Origin of the sequence: Paenibacillus sp. FSL L8-0158 (genome assembly GCF_038592965.1) — a bacterium.
Lineage (GTDB): Bacteria > Bacillota > Bacilli > Paenibacillales > Paenibacillaceae > Paenibacillus > Paenibacillus polymyxa_D.
This window is the reverse complement of the sequence record NZ_CP151949.1, coordinates 5,566,948-5,586,103: the sequence shown is the minus strand read 5'-3', so window position 1 is coordinate 5,586,103 and position 19,156 is coordinate 5,566,948. Positions and strand designations below refer to the sequence as shown.

Below are 19,156 nucleotides of genomic sequence, written 5' to 3'. Positions count from 1 at the left end.
GATAGCCAAGCCAGTATAGGAGAAAGTGAACCTAAGCGTATAAAGTCCTGTTCCAGTCTGTATGGAAAGTATTTCCGAGACAGCCTGCTTAATAAATAGGGCGATCCTTCTGGTCGGCAATGCCGCTTTTACGGTAGAAATACGTATTGATCCGATCCCGCCATTCTTTGGCATGCTCAGCCTGATGCTCCAGCCTCTCCAGCACCTGTTCATACATGGTATCATTCAGTTGCCCTCGTAGACTAACCCATGTGTCTCGGAGATGGGCCGCACGTTCTGCACCTTCAAAATGGGTATCATAAATGTGCTGTATGACAGTTTGGCCGGAGTGGAGCAAGTGTGTATAAGGAACATGGTGAAAGAATAAGAGCAGTTCATCCGGACAGGTGTCCGTAGATTCGTAGATATCGGCAGGGGGAGAAAAATATTGTCCTGCATAGCCGGTTCCGGTTGCGGTCGTGCGATCTACTCCAATCCCTTGGCAATCAGCAAAATGGTAGGTGCCCCACATGGAATATTCGTACCCGTCTACATCCGGCCCATAGTGGTGAGCGGGACTGACCATCCAGCCGACCCCCAGAGGGGCGGTGTAGGACTCGTAGATATTCCATGAATCGAGCAGCATCTGCTTAATGGTAGAAATTAAATCTGTGCCGCCTTCGCTATTCCCTTGTCTGCCAAACGTCAGCCGAACCCACTCATCAGCGATTTCGTCCGCAGACAGCTCCGGGTCCCATGCCAGTCGACCATAGCCATAAAGATTGGACTGGGCGAGCAAATGTCCGGTCCAATTGGTGTCTGCACCAATATTGGATACAGCGGCTATTCCATAGTTGGTGGGTTTGGGAGAATGCAGGGCGCCACTCACAATACGCTTGATGGTGGAGCCTCTTCCTTGGGCATAGGTGTCAAAATCCAATACCTCCTTCCATTGGGGAACAAGGTAACATAGATGCTTCTGTTGGCCGGTGTACTCTTGCGCAATTTGAAATTCCAGCAGTACCTGAGTGGCTTCCAGCGCACCGAACAGGGGGGAGACAGGCTCCCGCACCTGAAAATCCATGGGACCATTTTTGATCTGTAAAATGACATTTTCCCGAAACAGCCCATCCAGCGGTTTAAAATGGTCAAAGGCTGCGCGAGCCCGATCTGTCTTGCGATCGCGCCAGTCCTGCTTGCAGTTGTAGACAAAGCAGCGCCAAATCACACGTCCGCCATAGGGCTGCAACGCATCTGCCAGCATGTTGGCTCCATCGGCGTGATGACGCCCGTAGCTGAACGGTCCGGGTCGATTTTCGGAATCGGCTTTGACCACAAAACCACCCAGATCAGGAACGGCGGCGTAAACTTCCTGGGCTTTGGTCTGCCACCATTCAGCTACAGCTGGTTCCAAGGGATCGGCTGTAGTTAACCCGCCGAGCTGAATAGGACTGGCATAGTTAATGCTCAAGTAGATCTGTATGCCATAGGCGCGGAATACCGCAGCTACTTTGGCCACATCCGGTAGGAATTTATCTGTAATCAGCTCGGTTTCTACCTGATGGACATTCACATTGTTAATGGATAGCGCTTGAATGCCTACAGAAGCGAGTAGACGGGCATAGTCTCGCAGGCGCTCCATATTTGCAGTAAAGGCATCATTGTCGTAGAAAATGGACCCACCCGCATACCCGCGTTCAATACTACCATCCATGTTATCCCAGTGGTTGATCATACGGATGGGATTAGCTGGATTAGACAATAGGTCTAGAAGGGGGGCGTGCAATGACTCCTCGGCGGCGGGTTTCAGTTTGCCGTCTAATCCTCCCTGCAGGTAACACAGCAGATGAAAGACTCCGTACAATACGCCTTTGGAGGTCTGCCCTGCGACTGTAACGTACGGTCCTTTGAACTCATCGTTACCGTGCGAAGCTGAATATGCCGGATCTGGCATCTCTATCCCGCGAATTCGGTAGCCTTCTGCATCTACTTCTGCCTGTTCCTCTGCGCTGAATCGTTCTGCGACCAAAGGATGCGCTGGGAACGTACCCAGCGTAATGAATGGTGCATTCACAGGAACGGCGCTGATCTTCGGCTGCTGTCCAAACATGGAGGTCAATCCGTGCTGAAGCTCATTCGCAGCTGATTGAAGCACTTCATCTGTCTCATGGACCACGATGACCCTGCACCAAACGGGCAGCTCTTCTACCTTACTATTGCGGCGGTAATGCAGCCAAGCAGCATAGCCGCTCTCTTTTGGCATATCCATAAGCTTGCTCATACTGGAGCCTCCTTTTGGGCAGGTGAGGATGATCCTCAGACATGCTGTTCCTGATCCTGACTCATATGCTCTGGGAGAGTCAGACGGTTGCCGTTGCCTTCATACAGCCACAAAATAGCGGTAACTCCGCGCGGATAATATTTACTGCCATGGGCAATGCCTGAGAGTATCTGATCGCTCCAGCACCAATAGGATTCTTCAGGATGAAGGAGCCATGAGACGTGGGCAGCGTCTGCGGCCTGCCCAGCTTCTTCCCAAGGCAGCTCCAGCAGCTCACGAGCAATAAACTGTGACAGATAGATTTTGCTCAGCCAGGAGTTGTTACTGGTCGAGGATAGCTTCCAGCCTCCGTCTTCAAATAGACAAACTCCCGGTACCAGTACAGTTTCCAAATGACGCCGCAGTGCTTGGATATATCCACCGAACCGTCCATCAGGCTTAAGCGCATCCTCACATCCTGTAAAGTAAGGGAAGATCAGCCCCTCAATGGCAGGAATAATCTGCGAGTCATTGCCCTCCTTAATAACTGCTGGAATATAGCCCTTGTCTGTCATATGTGCTGTGATCGCTGCTGCGCATTTATCCGCTTGTAAGCCAGCCTCCTGTGAAAGGGAGTTAAGCCCTTTTGAGGCAAATATCTTTTCCAGAGCAACATATACCGCCCAGCATTTGCTGCCTAGATAAATGTTGTTGCGGGACTGACCCAGAGATACGTCCAGACTGTCGTAGGTCGTAATTTCCGCGCCTCCCCGGGTTCTAGAGCTGTCCAAGCCCATCAAGCCGTTTCGTTGTGCCGGGTCGGGGTGATCCCGCCGCAGCATGCTTTCGAAGCAGTCACACAAGACAGGCAGCATACGTGTCGTAAATGACTGATCCTGTGTCTGCTCGATATATACCGTAGCGCAGCAAAGCCAGTTTACCAGTTCCTCGTGGCTCATGTAAGAGAAGCAGTCGTCGATCCCTGCTAGCTCATAACAGGAGTACCCTTGCCGGGAGAACACGTTTGCCACGCCCATATCATGCGTAAACGTGATACCACCGGGATAGGTCTGTTCCTCTCCAGGAAAGCGTACCTCATCCCGATAGCTGTACCTTTGGACAAACCACTCCAGCTCGTTGCGCACCGTCCATGGATTTAAAATCAATTCATAGTAGAGCTGATCTGCCGTCAAATCGAGTGTATTCATCATCCGATACTCGCCTTCGTTCACAACCCAGATCGGTTCTCCGTCCGCTTGGTGACTAAGCAGTTGGGTGCTGCCGTAGTAGCTGTGGATCGCCTGAGCGAGCATGAATTCCTGATCCGGGCTCAGGTCGGCCGACTCCATCCAGCGATTAGCCTGAACACAGGCTGCGGTCAGGTCTGTAAAATGCTTCAAAGCATAGCTCCCCACGTCCTCAATATCGTTGAACAGCTGGGTATAGTAATACGAAGCTTCGATGCCTGTTGTCACAATGCCGCCGCGATAGAAGCATATGGCGAAGGCATATGTGCGCTTCTCACCTGCAGGAACGTCCATTAGGAGCGCACCCGTCGCGCCCAGGCCAAAGGATAAATTCTCGGCCATGGTCTCCCCAAGCAGCTTCTCCATTGCAAATCCGCTGGCAGGTACTGCTTCACTGCTGTTGGTCACAATGGCTGTGCTGCGTCCTTGGCCGATGCCTGTGAGTCTTCCCTCCAATGGGGTAGAATCCGTAGCGTCCCTGCGCGGATCTTCTCCTATAATGCGTATGCCACTATACGGATCACTGCCCTGATAACCGAAAAAAGCTTTTCGTGCTATAGTTCCCTGCGTGTTATCGACGGTTAGCTCGGCGAATACCGCCGGGACCAACGCTGCCCGCAGTTCATCCATACCTGCGGTTCCCGGCTCGGGTACCGGGCGAACAGGAGAGTACAGCCGGAACGTCAAATCTCCAGCCTGCCATGTATCTGTTCCTACTTTTAGCTCACGGGTAATGTCTGAATCGGCAAAAGCCATAAGCTGCGGTTCCGTTCGTTTACCCTTTTTCTCCACGTCGTAGCGGGCACTTTCATCCTGTGTGGATGTAAAAAAGGGAAGCGCCTCGTATGATCCGCCATCTCTGGATTGCACCCCGATATATACATTTTCGTCGGCAGGCTTGCCCAGCTCCAAACCAAGTCCGCCTCGATTGCCCTTAAAACCAAGCGTAAAGCTGGAAAAAGAACCGATAGGTGCATGCTGTGTGTTATAAAATATATTTTTCGACATATAATGAAACCCCTTTCATAGTAAGGTTTAACTTTGAATAACTTCACTTAGAGCCTAGCATGTCATGTGGCGGGGAACCATTGTCAAATCGCTCAACTATTTATCCAAATCGCGCTGAAAGCGATATACTGGAGTATATCCATGTAAGTAAGCCAGGAGGGAAAACATGTCGTCACCACGTTTACCGAAGCATCCTCATCATTCAGACCTTACAGCAGAGGAATTCTTTTTTCCTGATGTGCGAACCACGGTCAATTTGTTTGCCATTCATACACGAAGTGTGGGAAGAGTCTGGAGCTATCCGCCACACGAGCATCCTCAATATGAAATTAACATCGTGCTTGCGGGAGAACAGATCATGGTTGTGGATGGTCGCAGCTATACCCAGCGACAGGGTGATCTGGTGCTGCTGCGCCCGGGGATTGTCCACTCCAGCCATAGTAACGGAGAGGGATTTACGTATTTTTGTATGCATTTCGACATTGATGATAAGCTGTTTCTCTCGCTGCTGAGTCGTCTGGAGCAGGTGCTGTTTCCAGCCGAAGGCACAGTGGCAGGACAGATGGGACCAGCGCTGGGCAAGTTGCTCGATCTTTCAACGCCGGAAGACATAGGAATAGGTAGTGATTCGGTGGCAAAGCGAATGCGGATTCAATCTGCTGTGTTTGAACTATTCGCAACGTTGTGGGAGGCCGTATCCAGTGAAGCGGCCCATCTGCCGGGGCGTGGATATGTGCAGGCAGAGCTTGCCCATCAGATTGCGAGTCGTCTTCAGGGCAGAGTGAATCAGCCTTATGGACAGGCTGGCTCGGTGGAAAAACAGGATGGGATCGAGGGGATTTCATCCGAGCTAGGTATTAGCGTATCCCATTGTAATCGTGTTTTCCGTAGCGTTTTCGGCGTATCTCCCCGTGTATATCTATCCGGGCTTGTGTTGCACGAGGCCAAGTTGCTGTTGGCTGATCCGCAATGGTCGGTGCAACAAATTGCCGATATGCTTGGCTATGGGGATATTGCGCATTTTAGCAGACAGTTCAAGCGCTGGTCGGGCCAATCGCCGACATCCTATCGCAAAAGCACGGTGCAGGAAAGCCCATCTGAATAAAAATAAGTATTCCTTTAAAATAGTTATGATATAACCCTTATAAAGGAGCTTGGAATAATATGAATTCACATAATCAACGTGTCGACCTTCCAACTGAATAATCAAATAGAGGAAGAGGTTCAGGCGTTTTTTAAAAAAGTCGGAGCATTCGACCATCTGTTTACCACCGGAAGCGTGCTATTCCCAGATGGCGGTTATACGTTGATCTAATCCGCAACGAAGTGCATGTTTCATTCTGATCCAATCCGACAGGCAGGAATAAATCATTAAACAAAAACCGGTTCAACCCCATACAAAGTGTTGACCGGTTTTTTTATGATAACAGGCCTTGGCCCTCTTGCAACTCTTTAGTTTTGCACATTTAACCTTTTATACTTTCGAAAAATACGTGGATAAATTACTTTAGACCCGATGCATACCATCGCCAGCATGGCGAACAGCAAACCGCTCCACAGCGTCCCATGGATGCCCGCTCTGGCAATAAACCAGCCCCCTGCCAGCGAGCCCAGTGAGACCCCTAGGTTAATAAACGAGATATAAAGACTGTTGGCAAACGCAGGAGCTTCTTTGGCCTCATCAATCACCCAAATCTGGGCGACAATCAGTCCGCTGGTATGAACGGCACCCCACACGATAATGATGAAGAGCGTAGGGATGAATGAAGAGCTGATCCCGTACAACAGCAAATAGGTGCCCCCCAAGACTACTGGATGAAAAAGTGCGGTGCGTACCTTATGCAAGCCCATGAGCTTACCAGCCAACAGATTGCCGATCATTCCGCCGATGCCGAAAATAATAAGCAGAAAACTGATAACCTTGCTGCTCATCCCTGTATTTTGCCCCAAATATTCGGCAGAATAGCTATACACCGAGAACATGGCTGCAAAAATAAAAGTAGCCGCCCCGATATTGAGCCACAGCGATACTTTACGCAAAATGCCAAGCTGCTTTCGATAGGAGAACATTTCGGCTTGTGGTGTATCCGGCAGCATAAATAAAATACCGATCCCTGCAATCCCATTCGCTACCGCAGTAAACCAAAAGGAAGCCTCGTATGAAAATTGATTGGCGATATAGGCCGTAATTGGAATACCGAGTACCATTCCCATGCTCGTGCCGAGAAAAGCTTTGGCGGAAGCTTGCGTTGCTTTTTCCGGGGGATACAACGCAGTGGCGGCGACAAAGGCAAGCGAGAAATACACCGGGTGAAACAGAGCCGGAATGATACGTAAAATCACTAGTAGATAAAAGTTGGATGTATAGGCTGACAGCAAGCTTGTTACGGCAAAAACAAACAACGACATTGTCATGATTCGCTTGCGGTTAAACCTGGACATCAATAGCACCATGAAGGGACCGAACAGCGCGATGATCAATGCAAATGAACTGACAAGAAACCCGGCCTGGGCTGCCGTAATATGAAAACGTTCAATGATGACCGGCAAAATGCCAACCACACCGAACTCAATCGTGTATACACCAAATAGGCCAAGCGCAATAAAAAGCAGGGGCTTACTATATTTCATTAGTTTCATTCCCTCTCCATGTCTTCCTGCTTTACGTCCTTGATATTGCATGCTAATATTTCATTAAATCATAAAATAATAAGGCAATATTCGAAATAATACATAATAATAATTGTATTTATGCAATATTACCTTGGACTTAAGGAGGTGGATTTGATGGATCAAGTGGATCATAAAATTTTGTTGTGTCTACAAAACCAGGCGCGTATCTCCATGACCGAGCTGGGTAAGGAGGTTGGACTTTCCCAGCCTGCCGTAACGGAAAGAGTACGGCGCATGGAGGATAAAGGTATTATCACCGGGTATCGTGCCACAGTTTCACATGAGAAAGTTGGAAAACCGATCATGGCTCACGTGCTCGTGCACACCAACCAATGCAATTCATTTGTTGAGTTTTGCCAATCTGCACCTGAAGTCATTGAATGTCATAGAATTAGCGGCGAGCAAAATTACTTACTGAAAGTCATGGTTGAGTCTATGCTCAAGCTGGAGCAGTTCGGGGATGAGTGTGGAAAGCACGGGCACTCTACCACGTTAATTGTCCTGTCCTCGCCTGTAGACCATAAACATGTAACCCCCACTTTATTAGACCCTATTTGAGCTACCGTAAATGGCTTGGCAAAGCTCGGTTGTAAACGGACCTGACATCCCTTCAAATGCTGTATTGGTAAAGGCGACCACACTGAGTCTTAGTGCGGGATCTACGAACCACGAATGACCATAAGCTCCTCCAAGACGCCACGTTCCGGGTGATTCAGCTGTTCCGCTTTCATCGGGATTTTGGAGTACGGTGAATCCTAGTCCAAAGCCCCGCCCCGGCCAGCCTGCCAAGGGGAGGTTCCCGGTCTGGATGGTGCCCATTTCACGGACCCATTCCTCTGAAAGTAACGGATTGCCGCCGTTTCGCAGTGTTTCCAGCAGCCGCATGAAATCTTTTGCGCTGCCAATCATACCAGAGCCACCAGAGTGGAAAGCCGTGGGATCAAAGGCTCGTGCAGGCTGAAAACGAAGTCCTGCAGTGCCTTCAAAAACCTGCGCAACCTCAAGCTCACGCATCCGCCGAGGTTCTGATATATCGTTGACATAAGGAGCTGCAAGCCGTCCGGCATCCGCGACCGCGAAACTGGTGTCGTGCATACCGAGAGGTTCAGTAACGAGCTTTTTAACAGCTGCATCAAGGGTTGTGCCACATACACGGCTAATGATAGCGCCGAGCACATCAGTGGCAATCGAATATCCCCATGCTTTACCCGGTGTATATAACAGAGGCACAGAAGCCAAACGTTGCAAGTTCTCTTCCAGCGTAAGATTTGAAAAATCCATGCCATCTGATACGCCTGCACGATGATAGGGACCGCCGCCTTCTTCCTCTAAAAAGCCATAGGTCAACCCGGCAGTATGTGTCAGCAATTGGCGTACTGTAATGGAGGGCTGCTCACCGCTGATTAATCGGGGGCGAAAGTCGGGCAACCAGCGTTCAATAGATTCATCGAGCTTAATCAATCCTTGGGCTGCCAAAACCAAAGCCGCAGTAGATACAATCGGTTTGGATACAGAAGAAAGCCGAAATAAAGCATCCTCATGCATAGGACGTTGTTCTTCTCGATCAGCCAGCCCCGCCGCTCGGACATACACGGGCGAACCATCCATATATATCATGACGACTGCGCCGATCAGGCGCTTTTCGGCAAGGGTTTGATCTATAACTGCATTTACACGACCGTCCAGACCAGCTTGTATCGCAAAAACTCTATTATCCAAACTCATAAATATCTCATCCTCTCTATGATCCAGCGGTTACCGCTTGATGGAACTTAGTTTACAGGATGGGAAGACGACATTACATAAGGTAACAAAGGTATTCAGTGAGTATTTACGTTAAAATAAAATTATATTAAAGGGATGGCCTTGGATTTAAATGAATAGGATTTTACAGGAAGTGATGCTGCGTTTTACAGCATCTTTTTAAGTTGAGATACACGCTCTTGTGATACGCTGAAAATAGATGGTAAAATTTACAACAGAGGGGGTTTTGACCGTAATTGCTACGGGTTTTGGAGGGGATAAGGAATCTTATAAACTTCCCGATAAGCCCAAAGAGGCTGCTGTCTCGACATTTTCAGAATATATGAACGCTTCTATGAGTCGCGATTACGATAAGATGCTTTCACTGTCTGATGATTATCGCTTTAAAACAGAATGGTTGAGTACGAGTCTGACAAAGTAGACGACAATTTAGAAGGTAATTTCAAGTGATTTTAATTTTTTGATTTTCTAATCAAATGGTCCAAAGCGTATCCAATGAGATACCAGAAAATTAGTGTAGTGAAGTAAACAATAGTTATGGGGATGTCTGCCTCTCGCACAAATCGAAATGATTCATACATCCAAACCAACGGGCTAATGATAGCCAAGAGTATATTATAGTCGTCGTACCCCGTAATATTTACAGTAATAACTAGACATGAGATTAGGACTAGCCAAAAACGAAAAGATTTCATTTCCTATACCTCCGCAATTGTATTTGTTGTTATAGACGAATAAAAAAAGCTGAAGGTAGCATTTATTCCAAACTTATTTATTAAAATGTATTTAAAAGAACGATATTTCGATCCTATTTACTTGTCACGATTGTTAGCCGTGCGGTATTCGTGTGAATTTGAGTAACGCTGGAATCTTTCAGACTTAGATTTATGATATACTCTCGATAAATGATTTGGATGGGATGGTGATGGCTGAATGAATCGTACACACGACCTAGGCAAGTTAATCAAACTAACTGGAGATAGAGCCAAACTGGACGCTAAGGCAAATGGCACATATATCGTCTACAAAACGCCGGATGGTCAATTTGTTAAAGAGTACAGTAATGGTCAAGTCGAACGAATTAAAGAACAGGATATTTTATCATGAGTGAGCCGTTTGCTACTATGTTTGTATTCGAAAGGAAACAACGGAAGTGGTAAGAGTACAATTCGTAATTTAATCGTTGATAAACTTGGTGTAAGTGTTAATATCGATCCAGATGCGTTAGCACGAGGGATTGATCGTGAAAACCCTGATCGACACAAAGTATCGGCAGGGAAGGAAGCGATTAAGCTAGCGCGGGATTGTATAAGAAATAAACGAGATTTTACTGTAGAGACGACACTTGCTGGTGGCAATGTGATTCGACAAATGCGAGTGGCAAAAGAAAATGGCTTTGAAGTTATCATGTTTTATGTGGGCCTAGGTGATTATCGTCTTAATATCGAGCGAGTTGCAGCACGAGTTCGAAATGGGGGTCACCATATTGATACCGCTGATATTATAAGACGGCATCAGACCTCACTGGAAAATCTGCTCTTACATCTTAAACTTATCGATCATTTAATTGTCATTGACAACAGCAGCTCAGATGGCGTGATTGTATTGGAATCAGATAGTGAAACGATAAAACATCATGTGGCGTTGTTACCGGATTGGGTTAAAATCATTGATAGTTACTTGCAAAATAAAAATGCTGATCAAGAATAAACCGACAACTGTATGATTCAGTGAATCGGTTTATTCTGTATTTACATCGTATTGTGTCCACAATGTCAATTCGATGTGTATTGCACCTCAAAACGGAACCCGTTAGTAATAAACTGTTATTATTTTTCAACAGACTTTAGCAAGACGATGAACAGCATCCTGATCGTAGCGGCTTCTCAGGATTCTTTTTCTCTACACTTTTTTTACTGGACGTAACACTGCGTAGCCGTATCCTTCCGGGAAATGCCGTTGATAATCCTGCTTCGTTTGCTCATCCCATTCATACCCCAAGCTGCTAGGGTCAAAGTTCCAAGCCTTCTCCTCCACCATTCTCATAACGTCTCCATTGTTTTTTAAATAATTGAAGGGTGGGTGGAAAAACACCAGGTAATCTGATTCGGGGATGTCCCGGCACTTCATTCCTGCTGGAATCTCTCCGGCGTAGTCAGCAGCGACCGGTATTCCATAGAGATAACCCTTCTGACCATCTTGATAGAACCAGCCCGCAGTTTGGCCCAATTGTTCGGGAAGCTTGAGATGAGACATGCTTTCCAATGTCCCGCAAATTTCATCACAATTATGACCGTTTCTCCAGAAATCACCGTAGTTTCGTGAAGATGTATCCCAGATTCCAATAAATTTGTGTGCTGGTATATGCTCGATTTTGACTTCAGCTTCTTGCAAATGATCCTTAACCATCTTATCCTTAACCATCTTATCTCGCTCCCTCAAATGGTAATGATAAGGAGAGAATACCTCAACACGAATGGCTAACGGAATAGGTCGGGGCTCCTTCTGGTATACAGCCGGAGTTACCTCAAACGCTTTTACAAATGCCCGTGTAAAAGCCTCCTGTGAAGAAAACCCATACTTTACTGCAACATCGAGGATGCGGACATTGCTATCCCGGAGTTCCAGTGCAGCACGGCTAATCCGGCGCATCCACACATAATCCCTTAACGTCATTCCTGTAAGAGAATGAAACTGCTTTGTACAGTAGTAAGGGGAGTAGCCTAACTGATTGGACATTCTCAACAACGAAGGTGCTGAAGTAAGATTATTATCAATCCAATCGATCATGAGCTGGACCATTTCGTTCCATTCGTACACGAGGGTTCCCTCCTTTCGACTCCATCTTAACAGCCGGAATGCAGGAATATTTGACTTGAGTTGCATGCACTCTTTTGTATCCATGAAGCTTTAATCAAGGGCTATATTAGTCCTTGTTGTCTTATTCTATTTCACTCCTCTACATAACGGATATATGGGTGTTGAAAGTACCTTTGATCAGACACGAAATAATATTGTTTGCCTATAACCAGAGGAGGGATCACAGACTTTGAGGAAATATATAATTCTTTATATTCACCCCCGCTAGAAGCACCTCTCTGTATGACCAAGTAATCATCTGTAGTTTTAACTAGCTTAGCGGTTTCTGCCGAGTGATGACCTGAATAATAATAAATCCAGCTGAAAATTAGTGAAAAAAATAAAATTCTTAAAATAGTTGCAGCCGTTTTATTCTTTGTAATCAACATTTGCGCAAACCTCCCATAATCTATTCTTTGATTTGTAATAAAATATGTATGATTGGTTATTTAGCCTGTTTATGTATATTGTAAGGTGTATGATCGGATGATGAAAGTAACTTTCACACAAAAAGCCTATCTGCCGGAAAAACGGCAGATAGGCTTTTATAACATAAACGTCCACTATACTTCTTCGTGTTTATATGCAGTCTGTGCCTTTACATCGCAACTGCACCGACCACATACTCCCTATTGTCAGTTATCTCTACGCTGACGTGCGCGGGCTTCGCCGCCTTTGCGGCCAGCTTCTTCCCTACTCATTTTCCCGTCGCTATCACTTTGGTCTGAATTGCCACGGGCTTCACCGCCCTTGCGTCCGATTTCCTGATAGAAGTCCTTGTCATGGTTCTTGGAAGTGGCTTCGCCGCCTTTTTCACCGATTTCCTGGTAGAAGTCCTTGCCATGACTTTTGGAAGTGGCTTCGCCACCTTTTTCGCCAATCTCCTGATAAAATTCTTTGTCGTGATTTTTAGCAGTAGCTTCTCCACCCAGACGTCCTGCCTCTTCGCGACTCATTTTGCCATTTTGGTTGTTGTTAGCCATGTTCAATCACTCCTCATCGAATTTTAGTAAAGCGTGTTCGTGTATCTATTAACCTTCGTGTCAGGAATTAAACATGTCTATTTTATTTGAGAACTGATGATTAACTGGATATATTCGTTTCGATCAGCGTTCCCATGCTTCTGTGTGCAGTTGTTGCTGGCGGTTAAATAATGCCGGATAAATGAACAGGCTGAGCAGCACGCTGGTCAAAATAGCAGAGGTCATGGTAGTAAATACGATGAGCAATTGCAAACGCACGGCGGCAATCGGATTGGCACCTGCGATGATTTGTCCGGTCATCATGCCGGGAAGCTGGACAAGCCCTAACGTTTTTTGCCCTTCAATGGTTGGAATCATACTGGAACGTATGCAATCCTTGAGTATAGGGAAGATGGCTTGTCTAGGCGTGCCGCCTAACGCCAGAATGAGCATGATTTCAGGCTTGCGCAGCAGGACTTCCGACTTGAGCCGGGACACCAGCAGGCTGGACAAAATCATGGAACTGCCAATGATCATGCCGCTAATCGGAATCATATATCGGGCTGTCGCAGGAATGATATGCAGGCCAATGAGGAATGTCTGTGTAACGATTTCCACACACAGCAGCGTCAGGAATGACTTCCACATGAGACCGGGGATAAACCGTCCTTTGCGCGCAACATTTTGTGAGGCTACGGTAATCATGAGCAGAATGAATAATACGATAAATCCGTAGCTTTGCATCCCAAAAATCAAATGCAATACATATCCAATCGCCAGCAGTTGAACTGACGCTCTGATCGTAGCGATAATAATGTCTCGGTCCAGACCGAGTTTGAAGGATTTGGACATGACGATGGCGATAAATACAAAACCGAGAGAGAGAATCAAGGCAACAATCGTCATACCCATTCTCCTGCTACAAACTTGCGGGTCTCAATCTGCTGCGGAGCATTAAAAAACGTCTCCGTATCCGCTTGTTCTACCAGTCTTCCGTCGATCATCAGCCATGTTTCGTGGCCTACCCTGCGGGCTTGTTCCATATGATGCGTAATCCAGATCATCGTTGTTCCCTCTTCTTTGTTCATTTGCAGCAACAGTTCCTCAACCTCTTTGACCGAGGCAGGGTCCAGTGCAGAAGTAATCTCATCCAATAGTAAAATATCCGGGCGGTTCGCGAGCGTCCTCGCCAAGGCCAAGCGCTGTCTTTGTCCGCCGGACAGTTCCTGCGCCTTCTGTTCCAACAGATCGCGGGTGAGTCCTACGCGTTCCAACAGGCCAGCAGGATCATTCAGCACCGTACCGTGCAGCCGTTCTACGGTTTGGAGATTGTACAGGACAGTTCCCTGAAGCATGGGGGCATCCTGAAAAACCAATGCTACTTTCCGTCTCAGTTCAGGGATCTCCCACTCTAATATAGGTTTGCCGAGGACACGGATGCCCCCTTCATCCGGTGTCATTAGGAGGTTGCACAGTGAAAGCAACGTGCTTTTACCAGACCCCGATGGACCGACCAACGTGGTGATTTTGCCGGAAGAAACTTTTGCCGTAATCCCGTTCAGAACCGCACGTTGCTGTCCAGACCCGGTGAAATATTTGATAATGTGATTGAATTCAATAGCTGGAAGTGGCTTGGGTTCCATAGATATAGCTAGCTCCTTTGTAAGGGATCGAGAAAGGGCTCAGATCCGTTCCGTTTATGATCTTATTTTTTTATTATATCAGTAATGCCCGCTATGCTCTTCTATAAAGGTTCGATGCAGGTCGGCTGTTGTAAACAGCATTTTCTTTGTATAAACTAACAGGATTAGTTAAAATAGAATCTGGATCGACTCAGTATATGCATAAGGAACCGGATTACATAGAAATTCGATGGAAGGAGACAGGATGATGTCGCCTAGAAACGGAGTAAAGCTGCAAGATATCCTGCGGGCTGCTGAGGACATTGCCAATGAACAAGGGATGGGGGATGTCACGCTCACCACGCTGGCGCAAAAGCTGCACATTCGCCCTCCGTCCTTGTATAACCACGTGAACGGATTGAACGGACTGCGCCAAGTACTGGCATTGCACAGCCTCGAACAGTTGGAGGAAGCTTTGATGAGCGCAGCGGTTGGTAGAGCGGGCGAAGATGCGCTGACCGCTATGGGGAAGGCGTATATGCGGTATGCTCGGGAGCGACCGGGTTTGTATGAAGCGATGCTGTATGCAACTGATCGAAATGATACCGAAATGAGGCAGGCTGCGGATCGCGTGGCCGAGCTGGTCATTACCGTCCTGTCCAGTGGTTACGGCTTCAAGGAAGAAGATTGCATTCATGCAGCGAGGGGATTCCGTAGTCTGCTTCATGGATTTGCCTCGCTTGAACAAAAGGGTGGCTTTGGTTTACCTGTGGAAGTGGATCGGAGCATTGAGGTGATGATGGCTACCTTTTTGGCAGGTCTGCGTATGCAGCAAAAGCGAGATGCCGAGCTGACCAAAGAAGTCTGATTTCAACCTGATGCAGCTAACATGATTGCGTCGCAGACCCGAAGGGTAAAATACATCTGTATAATGTAGATGAGAGACTCTGAATACAGGAGGGATATGAGTGAACGTACTGGTGATTGGCGCAAATGGAAAAGTAGGCAGACATCTTGTCCGTCTACTGGGGCAAAATAAATCGCATCGTGTAAAGGCGTTGATCCGCAATTCAGATCAGGCCGAAGCGCTTGAACGTTTGGGAGCAGAAACAGTGGTAGCTGACCTCGAAGGGACGGTTGGTGAAATTGCCGCAGCTATAAAAGGCAGCGATGCTATCGTATTCACAGCAGGCTCCGGCGGAAAAACAGGTGCAGATAAAACGCTGCTTATCGACCTGGATGGAGCGGTCAAGGCGATGGAAGCCGCCGAACAAGCAGGTATCCAACGCTTCGTTATGGTTAGCGCCCTACATGTGGAGAATCGGGAGCAGTGGCCCGAATCCATTAAACCGTATTATGTGGCAAAGCATTACGCTGACCGCCTGTTGGAGGCGAGCAACCTGGACTACACGATTCTTCGTCCGGGTGGCCTGACGGATGATGTGGGCACCGGCAAAGTTGCTACCGGTGAGGATCTCACCAGCCACACCATTTCCCGTGAAGATGTGGCGGCAGCGGTGGTAGCAGCGCTGGAGGAACAGCAGACGTATCATCGTGCAATTAATTTGGTGTCTGGCAGTACGCCTATTGCTGAGGCAATCCGGCTGTAATTACGGTGAAGTTGTTGCCCAGAGGACGCTTATAAATGACAAAAAAGCGAGAAGACGGCCATTTAATGGTCATCTTCTCGCTTTAAATATTTTACAGCTTGGTTGGATCAATTCCTTTTGGGAAGGTTTCTTCAAAGCTATGCTTTTTCTCGTATAAGTTGTACCAAGCTTCTGCAATGATATCTGGATCTCCTGCCGTACCCGCTTGTATGAAAGTGCCAATTGAAAGGTGCCCTACCTATTTATGCCAACATTATACATGAGGCTGGTTATTTATGGGCATCTGGAATTACTCCGTTTGATCAAGAGGAAATAGCCAAGAAGGCTTCGTTATTAATAACAGGAGGAAAAGGTTAATTCTTGTTTTGAGAGGCATCCCCGGAGGCAGAGTTCCGAGGATGCTTTTTTGCTGTTTTTCTCAGTATGATCGTCCTTATAGCAGTTCCAAGCTCCAACTCCAGCTGAATAGCAGCAAAAATGTTTGCTTATAACTAATTATATTATTTATAATACTAATATAATTAGTTTATAATGAAGACAAGGAGATGAGCTAAAATGCGTATTGTTCAGGTGCAGCATGTGTATCAATTGACGTTTATGCCCCGGCTGTTCCCGGTGAACTGTTATTTGGTGGAGGAGAAAGAGGGGCTCACCTTGGTAGATGCCGGATTGCCATACAGTACCCGTGGTATAGCGCAGGCTGCGGCGCGGATCGGGCAGCCGATCATTCGAATTGTACTTACCCATGCCCATGGGGATCATGTAGGTGCGTTGGATAAGCTCAAGACAAGGTATCCTGACGCGCAAGTATTCATTTCAAGGCGGGATGCATCGCTGCTACAGGGCGATGTATCGTTGGAGGCAGGGGAGCCGGATACTCCAATTCGGGGCGATGTGCCGAAGCATATCCTTACCCAGCCTGACGTTTTGCTGGAGGACGGGGATCATGTGGGTTCGCTGTTGGCGATCAGCGCACCAGGACATACGCCAGGCTCGATGGCATTTTTGGATACTCGTACCCGAGCGTTGATTGCAGGCGACGCCTTCCAGATCCGAGGTGGTATAGCGGTATCGGGAAGGGTTAAGCCGCTGTTTCCTTTTCCCGCACTGGCTACCTGGAACAAGAAAATTTCACTGAAAAGCGCCAAAAAGCTGGCGAGTTTCAATCCATCTTTATTAGCTGTCGGGCACGGCAACATGCTGAAGCATCCACAATCTCAGCTGGAAAGAGCGATTATGGAGATGGAGCGACAATCTTCAGTGTGATGATTCGGTATTCAGCCAACATTCAGCCAGAACTCACAAAGTCCTAAGCTAAGGCAGATACAATATGGGAAAATAGAAACAGAGAGAGGTGCATCGGATTTGAACGTTTGGAAAGCGAACGGTCTGAAATATATACTTCTATTTAGTCTCATATTGTGTGCTGTCGTTAGTGTCGTTTCGTTATGGAGTTATTCAGGTAGCTCCGCGTCCCAGTCTGCGGCCGTTAGGCAGGGCCCATCCGGCGGGTTCGGGGGAGGAGGCGGACCTGGTGGAGGTATGGGGGGATCGAGGCAACCTACCAACTCCTCCACTGAGGGGACATCGACATCGGGCGACCAAGGTACAACGACCGGGAATGATACGTCTGTATCAGGCGGCAGTGGTGTTGCCAGAGACGGACAGCATAGAGGCCCCGGTGGCATGTCTGGTAACGGATCTGGCATGGGCGGTCCTGGCGGTGGTATGGGTAGTGGAAGAAGTGGCAACTCCTCATCTGCTTATGCGACTCCGCTGGCGATTTTCGCCGCTTTGTTCTTCGGTGCATTCGTGTTTATTGCGTACCGTTTTCGGGCTCGTGAATGGAAGCTCGGTGAACGTAATCGAGGACTGATGCTGTGGACCGTGCTGGGGGTGGGGTTCTTTTTAAGAATGGCGATCGCTCCATGGATTTCGGGTCACATGGATTTAATGCTATTCCGGAACTGGGCTACGACAGCAGCGGATAGCTTATCGGGCTTTTACACGAACGGATCAAGTGATTATCCGCCGTTCTATATTTATATTTTATATGTGATCGGTCAAATCGGCTCTACGGATGCTTTCAGTCCCTATATGTCCGTGCTGCTGCGGCTTCCCAATATATTAGCCGATATCGTGACAGCGTACATGCTGTACCGGTTGGCAAGCAAACGGGTCGGCTATGGAATAAGCCTTGGATTGGCTATATTCTACGTGTTTAACCCAGCTGTATTTATCAATTCGACCTTCTGGGGACAGGTAGATTCTTTCTTTACTATGCTGATTGTGGGCATGATTGTGCTGCTTGTGGAAAACCGGGTCGGCTGGTCCGCCGTATTGTTTACGGTAGCCGTATTAATGAAGCCACAGGGAATTATTTATGGGCCAGTTTTATTTTTCGAGCTGCTGAGACAACGCAAAATACAACCTTGGCTAATGGCCATTGGCGGTGCCGTTGTGACGACCATTCTGGTCATATTGCCATTTTCGTGGGGACAAGAGCCGTTATGGCTGCTTGATCTATACAAGGGAACGGTTGGCGAGTATCCGTATGCTTCGGTGAACGCGTATAATTTCTTTGCACTGATTGGTGGCAATTATACGCAGGACACTACAACGTTGTTCCTGTTCAGTTACCATACGTGGGGTATGATCTGCATTGTGTTGGTGACTCTATTTACATGGTGGATGTATATCCGCAGTCGCAAACCACAATTTGCAGCAGCTGCTGCACTGGTACTCATTGCAGGTGTATTTACCTTCGCTTCCAGCATGCATGAACGGTACTTGTTCCCTGCGGCGGCGTTAGCTGTACTGGCGTACCTATATTTGCGAGACCGCAGATTTTTGTGGCTTGCGGGTGGATTCAGTCTTACGATTTTCCTGAACACCTTTGATATCTTCTATAGCTCCAATTCTCGGGATCAATACGGTATTATTTTGTGTGTGACATCATTGTTGAATGTGTTGTTGTTTGGGTATTTGGTCAAAGTAGTGTGGGATTGCTCCAAATCGACCACGATTGAGACTGTTCCTTCCACAGACAGAGTTTCGCCAGAACTTCCTTCAGCGCGGCCTGCATGGGAAGCGTCTTCCCAAGGTGTGAACACGACAATTGATCGTTAGTGGAGTATAAAATACGGTAAAAACCGCCCGTTAACGAAATGGA

18 protein-coding genes are annotated in these 19,156 nt (G+C 47.6%); 9 read left to right on the top strand and 9 right to left on the bottom strand.

The window, feature by feature from the left end:
* Window positions 1-88: 88 nt before the first annotated feature.
* Both NSQ68_RS24780 and NSQ68_RS24775 read right to left on the bottom strand, forming a co-directional pair.
* On the bottom strand, window positions 89-2,260 hold the full coding sequence (locus tag NSQ68_RS24780) for an alpha-glucuronidase family glycosyl hydrolase (protein ID WP_342427485.1): 2,172 nt from the start codon (window positions 2,258-2,260) through the stop codon (window positions 89-91).
* Window positions 2,261-2,295: 35 nt separating this feature from the next.
* Window positions 2,296-4,494, bottom strand: coding sequence for a glycoside hydrolase family 52 protein (locus NSQ68_RS24775; protein ID WP_342427484.1), 2,199 nt, complete (start codon window positions 4,492-4,494; stop codon window positions 2,296-2,298).
* A gap of 166 nt (window positions 4,495-4,660) precedes the next feature.
* Here NSQ68_RS24775 and NSQ68_RS24770 point away from each other — a divergent pair, with 166 nt between their 5' ends.
* Window positions 4,661-5,599 carry an AraC family transcriptional regulator gene (locus NSQ68_RS24770; RefSeq protein WP_342427483.1) on the top strand — a complete coding sequence of 313 codons (939 nt, stop codon included), beginning with the start codon at window positions 4,661-4,663 and terminating at the stop codon, window positions 5,597-5,599.
* 347 nt (window positions 5,600-5,946) lie between these two features.
* On the opposite strand, the gene NSQ68_RS24765 is transcribed toward NSQ68_RS24770, so the two are convergent.
* The gene (locus tag NSQ68_RS24765; protein WP_342427482.1) at window positions 5,947-7,125 is read right to left on the bottom strand and encodes an MFS transporter; all 1,179 of its coding nucleotides are present in this window, start codon (window positions 7,123-7,125) and stop codon (window positions 5,947-5,949) included.
* Window positions 7,126-7,281: 156 nt separating this feature from the next.
* On the opposite strand from NSQ68_RS24765, the gene NSQ68_RS24760 reads away from it, so the two are divergent.
* Window positions 7,282-7,725 carry an Lrp/AsnC family transcriptional regulator gene (locus NSQ68_RS24760; RefSeq protein ID WP_029518733.1) on the top strand — a complete coding sequence of 148 codons (444 nt, stop codon included), beginning with the start codon at window positions 7,282-7,284 and terminating at the stop codon, window positions 7,723-7,725.
* Here NSQ68_RS24760 and NSQ68_RS24755 read toward each other — a convergent pair.
* Window positions 7,711-8,892 (bottom strand): serine hydrolase domain-containing protein, encoded by a 1,182-nt coding sequence (locus tag NSQ68_RS24755; RefSeq protein ID WP_220026377.1) that lies wholly within the window; start codon window positions 8,890-8,892, stop codon window positions 7,711-7,713. The genes NSQ68_RS24760 and NSQ68_RS24755 overlap by 15 nt on opposite strands.
* Before the next feature lie 265 nt (window positions 8,893-9,157).
* On the opposite strand from NSQ68_RS24755, the gene NSQ68_RS24750 reads away from it, so the two are divergent.
* From NSQ68_RS24750 to NSQ68_RS24740, 3 genes are all read left to right on the top strand, one after another.
* Window positions 9,158-9,352, top strand: a complete 195-nt coding sequence (locus NSQ68_RS24750) for a hypothetical protein (protein ID WP_342427481.1) — start codon at window positions 9,158-9,160, stop codon at window positions 9,350-9,352.
* Window positions 9,353-9,864: 512 nt separating this feature from the next.
* On the top strand, window positions 9,865-10,038 hold the full coding sequence (locus tag NSQ68_RS24745) for a hypothetical protein (protein WP_023990932.1): 174 nt from the start codon (window positions 9,865-9,867) through the stop codon (window positions 10,036-10,038).
* Entirely contained in the window at window positions 10,039-10,641 is a 603-nt protein-coding gene (locus NSQ68_RS24740; RefSeq protein ID WP_342427480.1) for a zeta toxin family protein, read from the top strand.
* 192 nt (window positions 10,642-10,833) lie between these two features.
* Here the strand turns inward: NSQ68_RS24740 and NSQ68_RS24735 are convergent, their stop codons facing one another.
* The 5 genes from NSQ68_RS24735 to NSQ68_RS24715 all read right to left on the bottom strand — a co-directional run bounded on the left by NSQ68_RS24735 (window position 10,834) and on the right by NSQ68_RS24715 (window position 14,395).
* On the bottom strand, window positions 10,834-11,751 hold the full coding sequence (locus tag NSQ68_RS24735) for an AraC family transcriptional regulator (RefSeq protein ID WP_342427479.1): 918 nt from the start codon (window positions 11,749-11,751) through the stop codon (window positions 10,834-10,836).
* 131 nt (window positions 11,752-11,882) lie between these two features.
* Complete coding sequence (locus NSQ68_RS24730) at window positions 11,883-12,179, bottom strand: hypothetical protein (protein WP_342427478.1); 297 nt, start codon at window positions 12,177-12,179, stop codon at window positions 11,883-11,885.
* Window positions 12,180-12,425: 246 nt separating this feature from the next.
* Complete coding sequence (locus tag NSQ68_RS24725; RefSeq protein WP_342427477.1) at window positions 12,426-12,773, bottom strand: general stress protein; 348 nt, start codon at window positions 12,771-12,773, stop codon at window positions 12,426-12,428.
* Between the two features lie 123 nt (window positions 12,774-12,896).
* On the bottom strand, window positions 12,897-13,658 hold the full coding sequence (gene fetB / locus NSQ68_RS24720) for an iron export ABC transporter permease subunit FetB (protein ID WP_069290659.1): 762 nt from the start codon (window positions 13,656-13,658) through the stop codon (window positions 12,897-12,899).
* A complete protein-coding gene (locus NSQ68_RS24715) occupies window positions 13,655-14,395 on the bottom strand; it encodes a phosphate ABC transporter ATP-binding protein (protein ID WP_342427476.1) in 741 nt (246 codons plus the stop codon). Before NSQ68_RS24715 ends, fetB begins: the two co-directional genes overlap by 4 nt.
* A gap of 247 nt (window positions 14,396-14,642) precedes the next feature.
* On the opposite strand from NSQ68_RS24715, the gene NSQ68_RS24710 reads away from it, so the two are divergent.
* The 4 genes from NSQ68_RS24710 (at window position 14,643) to NSQ68_RS24695 (ending at window position 19,113) form a co-directional block, all read left to right on the top strand.
* Window positions 14,643-15,242 carry a WHG domain-containing protein gene (locus NSQ68_RS24710; protein ID WP_342429159.1) on the top strand — a complete coding sequence of 200 codons (600 nt, stop codon included), beginning with the start codon at window positions 14,643-14,645 and terminating at the stop codon, window positions 15,240-15,242.
* 100 nt (window positions 15,243-15,342) lie between these two features.
* On the top strand, window positions 15,343-15,984 hold the full coding sequence (locus tag NSQ68_RS24705; RefSeq protein ID WP_342427475.1) for an SDR family oxidoreductase: 642 nt from the start codon (window positions 15,343-15,345) through the stop codon (window positions 15,982-15,984).
* 555 nt (window positions 15,985-16,539) lie between these two features.
* On the top strand, window positions 16,540-17,250 hold the full coding sequence (locus NSQ68_RS24700) for an MBL fold metallo-hydrolase (RefSeq protein WP_342427474.1): 711 nt from the start codon (window positions 16,540-16,542) through the stop codon (window positions 17,248-17,250).
* 99 nt (window positions 17,251-17,349) lie between these two features.
* On the top strand, window positions 17,350-19,113 hold the full coding sequence (locus tag NSQ68_RS24695) for a glycosyltransferase 87 family protein (RefSeq protein ID WP_342427473.1): 1,764 nt from the start codon (window positions 17,350-17,352) through the stop codon (window positions 19,111-19,113).
* The last annotated feature ends 43 nt before the right edge of the window (window positions 19,114-19,156 follow it).

Coding starts and splice junctions, on each gene's coding strand:
- NSQ68_RS24755 (WP_220026377.1), bottom strand. CDS start 8,892: ATGAGTTTGGATAATAGAGTTTTTGCGATACAAGCTGGTCTGGACGGT.
- NSQ68_RS24780 (WP_342427485.1), bottom strand. CDS start 2,260: ATGAGCAAGCTTATGGATATGCCAAAAGAGAGCGGCTATGCTGCTTGG.
- NSQ68_RS24770 (WP_342427483.1), top strand. CDS start 4,661: ATGTCGTCACCACGTTTACCGAAGCATCCTCATCATTCAGACCTTACA.
- NSQ68_RS24715 (WP_342427476.1), bottom strand. CDS start 14,395: ATGGAACCCAAGCCACTTCCAGCTATTGAATTCAATCACATTATCAAA.
- NSQ68_RS24765 (WP_342427482.1), bottom strand. CDS start 7,125: ATGAAATATAGTAAGCCCCTGCTTTTTATTGCGCTTGGCCTATTTGGT.
- NSQ68_RS24745 (WP_023990932.1), top strand. CDS start 9,865: ATGAATCGTACACACGACCTAGGCAAGTTAATCAAACTAACTGGAGAT.
- NSQ68_RS24710 (WP_342429159.1), top strand. CDS start 14,643: ATGTCGCCTAGAAACGGAGTAAAGCTGCAAGATATCCTGCGGGCTGCT.
- NSQ68_RS24725 (WP_342427477.1), bottom strand. CDS start 12,773: ATGGCTAACAACAACCAAAATGGCAAAATGAGTCGCGAAGAGGCAGGA.
- NSQ68_RS24775 (WP_342427484.1), bottom strand. CDS start 4,494: ATGTCGAAAAATATATTTTATAACACACAGCATGCACCTATCGGTTCT.
- NSQ68_RS24700 (WP_342427474.1), top strand. CDS start 16,540: ATGCGTATTGTTCAGGTGCAGCATGTGTATCAATTGACGTTTATGCCC.
- NSQ68_RS24730 (WP_342427478.1), bottom strand. CDS start 12,179: ATGTTGATTACAAAGAATAAAACGGCTGCAACTATTTTAAGAATTTTA.
- fetB (WP_069290659.1), bottom strand. CDS start 13,658: ATGACGATTGTTGCCTTGATTCTCTCTCTCGGTTTTGTATTTATCGCC.
- NSQ68_RS24760 (WP_029518733.1), top strand. CDS start 7,282: ATGGATCAAGTGGATCATAAAATTTTGTTGTGTCTACAAAACCAGGCG.